Here is a 4,709-nt window from a genome sequence, read left to right as displayed (position 1 = left end):
CGCCAGCACGAAGAGGAAAAAGAAGAAGAAGAGCCTGTCCAGGGGAAGCTGCTGCAGCGCCAGCCCGAAGAGGAAAAAGAAGAAGAAGAGCCTGTCCAGGGGAAGCTGCTGCAGCGCCAGCCCGAAGCGGAAAAAGGAGAAGAGGCACAGCCCAAATCCCTCCAGCGTGAGGCGGAAGAGAAAGAGGAAGAAGAGCCTGTTCAGGGGAAGCTGCTGCAGCGCCAGCCCGAAGAGGAAAAAGAAGAAGAGGCACAGCCCAAATTCCTCCAGCGTGAGGCGGAAGAGAAAGAGGAAGAAGAGCCTGTTCGGGGGAAGCTGCTGCAGCGCCAGCCTGAAGAGGAAAAAGAGGAGGCTCAGGCCAAATCGCTGGCGCAAGGGAAGCGTGATTCCGCCGGGGGGCCTTCTGTTTCGCCATCGGCCGAAAGCTCTATCAAAAACATTCAGGGTGGTCAGGCGCTTCCCGATGATACCCGGTCTTTCATGGAACCACGCTTCGGTTATGATTTCGGGAATGTCCGTGTCCATACCGACAGCCGGGCCGATAGTATGGCTTCATCGATCAATGCCAGGGCCTTTACCCATAAAAACAATATTGTCTTCAAGCAGGGCCATTACTCGCCCGGGTCGTCCGATGGGAAAAAGCTCATTGCCCACGAACTGACCCATGTGGTGCAGCAGAATCCCGGCATAGCACGGAAAGCTTCGCCCGTCTCCCTATCACAGACAGGTCATGCTCCCGCTGTGCAAGGTATTTGGGGGTGGGTAAAGAAGACAGCCAAATCCGCCTGGAAAGGGGTGAAGAAGGTCGGATCGGCAATCGCCAGGGGCATCGGCAACTTCCTGCAAAAAGCCAAGAACTTTATAGCCGGTAAAGTCCGCCACATTCCGGGATACAGTTTCATTGCCGCCCTTTTGGGTAAAGACCCCATCAGCGGGGCTAAGGTGAAATCGAAAGGCGGTTTTCTGAGAGCTGTTTTCTCCCTTATTGGAAAGGAAAAAACATATGACCAGTTGATGAAGGCCAATATAGTCGGCAAGGCGGTTAAGCTCGTTAAGGACTCCTTCAAGGCCGCCAATCTGACGGGAAGTTTTATTGTCGGGTCCATAAAGAAGATATGGTCCGTCGTCTCTATTAATCCTTTTACCTGGAGCAAGGCGGCAGGAATGTTTGTCAGCTTTCTCGGTTCCCTGGCAGGCAGGGCGCTCAAAGTGGGATGGCAGATAATGACCAGGATGCCGCTGCTGATTCTTGAGGGTTTTTTGATTCTCGTCGGCGCCCCCGTCAAGAAGATCATGGGGATCATCAACAAGGGGAAGAATGTTGTCATGAAGATAGCCACGGACCCCATCGGTTTTATCGGCAACCTCTTTTCGGCGCTTAAGAAGGGATTCTTCCAGTTCAAGGACAACATCTGGAAACATCTTAAAGCGGGACTTATGGGCTGGCTCATGGGCGCTATGGAGGGGGCAGGTATTCAGCTGCCCGAGAAGTGGGACCTCAAGGGAATTATCCACCTGATCCTTCAGGTGCTGGGACTCACTTATGCGCGAATCAGACAAAAGGTCGTCAAAAAGCTGGGACCCAGGGGGGAGCAGATCGTTTCGTACATGGAGACGGCAGTTTCCTTTCTGAAAGATTTGGTCACAAAGGGACCTATTGCGCTCTGGGAGAGGATCAAGGAAAAGGCGGCAGAAATCAGGGATGCCGTTATCGGCGCGATCAGGGATTGGGTTATTACCAAGATCGTCATGTCTGCCGTAACGAAACTCGCCACCATGTTCAATCCCGTGGGCGCCATTATTCAGGCAGCCCTGGCCATTTACAACACGGTCATGTTCTTCATTGAGCGGGCCAAGCAGATCGCCGCTGTTGTGCAGGCCGTTTTTAACTCTATTGCCCCCATTGCTTACGGGAAGATTGGAAAAGCGGCCAACTGGATCGAAAAAACGATGGCCCGCACTATTCCCGTAATTCTCGGGTTCCTCGCCCGGCTTATCGGCCTCGGTGGCATTTCCGGCAAGATCAAGAAGGTAATTACAAAGATACGCAGGCCCATAGATAATGCCCTGGACAAGGTCATAGGATGGATTGTGACGAAGGCAAAGAGTCTTTTCGGGAAAGTAAAAAAGGGGGTTGCAGCTGTTAAGGAAGGGCTTTTTGGGAGCAAGAAAAAATTTAAGGCCGGCAATAAGCCGCACAGTTTATGGGTTGAAAAGAAAGGCAAGAACGCAAAGGTAATGGTCGCATCCCATGAAGGGCCCCTGGAAACCTTGTTCTTGAATGAAGCGCCATTTAATAAAATTAACACGCTCTCAGCCAGGGATAAAGGAAAAGCTGAAAAGCTGAAAAGTGAAATCATAAGTATGGGAAGAAAGACTTCCGTTGATGCTGAAAAGGGTTCTGCTGAAGCTGTAGAAAAGGATGAAGCAAAGTTATTGGAAAAAATAAATACGTTGGCCCAGCTTTTAATGAATGACAGTGGAGAAGCGCCAAAAGTGGGGACATATAATGCGTTGAGAGGTGAGACAGGCTATAATCCACACCATGTGCCGCCTAAAGGTTTAATGAAATGGACAAATAGAGTATTGCATAATATTCCTGATACAGTAATTAATCAAAGCGCTTTTGAAGATTGGAAAAAAGTGCGCGAAGAAGCCGGCGCTGAAATGAAAACAGGTGGTAATTTAACAGCCATATTAATTCATAATGAAACCCATATAAGAAAAAGTGGTGACGAGAATATTGATCAATACAGGGCGCATTACGGTGAGAAAGTTAGAGAAGGAATAGAGCAAGAGATGAATGATTATATCAGAAAAAACAAGGGTAAGAAAATCGAACAACTTGAATATGAAGAGCGGGTTGATTTATTGAAAGACATGTTGGAAGAAGAAGGAAAGGATACGGGGCGTATGTCGGAAGATGAAATTAATACGTTAATGAATGATTCCGGCATGAGAAAGAAAATGCAGGCACGCCTTGATTCAGCAGGAGGGAGAGCATCAACCCAGTTTTACATGACGGAACTGGATAAATTTGCGGAAAAGAATCCGGGATTTAAAACACGGTTGGAGAATATTAATAAAAATTTAAAAAGCGATGTCGAGAATGATGTGAGAAATGTATTCGGAACTGCCAACGAGCAGTCATTAAGGGCCGTTAAAATAGCGATGAAAGGAAAATATGAAGAGAGAAAGAAGAAGAACCTTCCGGCCATGGACGGCACGCCGGAACAACAAAATGTTGCCTTAAGCAAATTGCCGCCTCATGGAAGGATGAGTTGGTTTAAATATATAGGGAAGTTTGCGAAATTTTAATAAAGGGTAACCACCTTTAGGTGGTCAAAATTATTTTCAATATACCACTTTGAGCGGTTAACAAAATCAAGCCGGCGGTGATTCACTATACCCAATATTCGCCTCATTTAATCGAAGAATCCGACTCAACTTAAAATAATATTTTTACTTGTTCAATCCAACTGTTAAGTGAATTTAAAAGACGCCTCATAATAGGTTTTGTCCGCTCGGCAAAAAGCTCAAAATTTCCATCAGTTTCTCCTTTGTTGGGACCGGTGATATCCGTTACGCCCCGTAAAATCAGGCACGGCACTCCGTTTCTTGATGCCACATAAGCAATGGCCCCGGATTCCCAGTCTCCTGCAACAGCCTTGTACCTGGTTTTCAGGTCGGCTATCTCTCCGGGAACAAGGTCGCGATCGGCTGAAGCAAGTGTAGCAAGGTGGACAGTAAGGGGAAAGGGCGCTTCAATAAAGGTCAAATCCAGTTGGCTGGAATGTTCTGCAATAGCCGCATCGGCATCGAGCATTCGCTCTAAAATATCATAGACAACGGTCCGTTGGGCCAGAAGGATCTGCCCCAACTCAACTTTTCCCTCAAAGCCGCCACAGGTGCCGAGATTAACGAGTAATTTCGGCTTAAAATGATCAATGATATACTGAGTAGAAGCTGCCGCTGCAATTTTTCCATAACCGCTATGAAGAAAAACCACAGGACGAGCCTTTAATTCATATTTGAAGAATTCGCCAAAAGGTGACTTTTCCAACTCGGTTTGTGGGAAGAATTCCAATACAATCCGCCACTCCGCGCTGGAACAGATGAGGATTACAAGATCGGCTTTCAACCTTCCTTGCTCCTCATATTTCCGCTGAAGCTCTCAAAGTAAGGGACTTTTCGGTAAAAGGATATGTTGGAAAATGTCGTCATCTTATTATAGATTTACCTTAAACTCGGTGAAGATGAATATTTTTCCATTATAAATGAACATATCCCTTGTGACAAGAGAGCGGATTGTTGAGCCTGTTTTTTGATCCTGCTTTTATTTTTTACGCTTACCTGTCCCGCCGATGTCTTCTGCAGGAAACTTTCCTGCATCTTCTTTCTTCACTTTTCGATAAACCAGAACCGGAACCTCGATTGTTCTGGTTTTTAGCAGTGGAACCAGTACATCACCCGGCTTCCAGGTTGTAGGATTTCCCTCTTCATCCTCTACCTGCAAACCACTGCAACAAGAGCTTTTAGCGCTGGCTGTTTCTTCCGCTGTCGTAGGCGTGGCGCGGGCCGCCGCTCCCAATCCGAAAGGGTTAAATGCGGGCGTGGCGCGGGCCGCCGCTCCCAATCCGAAAGGATCAAATGCAGGCGTTGCGCGGGCCGCCGCTCCCAATCCGAAAGGATCAAATGCAGGCGTTGCA

3 protein-coding genes are annotated in these 4,709 nt (G+C 47.8%); 1 reads left to right on the top strand and 2 read right to left on the bottom strand.

Annotated elements, in window-relative coordinates:
- The coding region (locus tag OEV42_21250) for a DUF4157 domain-containing protein (protein ID MDH3976797.1) at positions 1–3,318 on the top strand (3,318 nt) is incomplete at its 5' end.
- Between the two features lie 130 nt (positions 3,319–3,448).
- Here OEV42_21250 and OEV42_21245 read toward each other — a convergent pair.
- Together OEV42_21245 and OEV42_21240 are read right to left on the bottom strand one after the other, a co-directional pair.
- Entirely contained in the window at positions 3,449–4,141 is a 693-nt protein-coding gene (locus OEV42_21245; GenBank protein MDH3976796.1) for a 5'-methylthioadenosine/S-adenosylhomocysteine nucleosidase, read from the bottom strand.
- Positions 4,142–4,336: 195 nt separating this feature from the next.
- A partial coding sequence (locus OEV42_21240; GenBank protein MDH3976795.1) for a hypothetical protein occupies positions 4,337–4,709 on the bottom strand: 373 nt, incomplete at its 5' end.

The organism is Deltaproteobacteria bacterium (genome assembly GCA_029860075.1).
GTDB lineage: Bacteria > Desulfobacterota > JADFVX01 > JADFVX01 > JADFVX01 > JAOUBX01.
The sequence above is the reverse complement of the archived record's forward strand: the minus strand, read 5'-3'. Positions and strand labels throughout refer to the sequence as shown.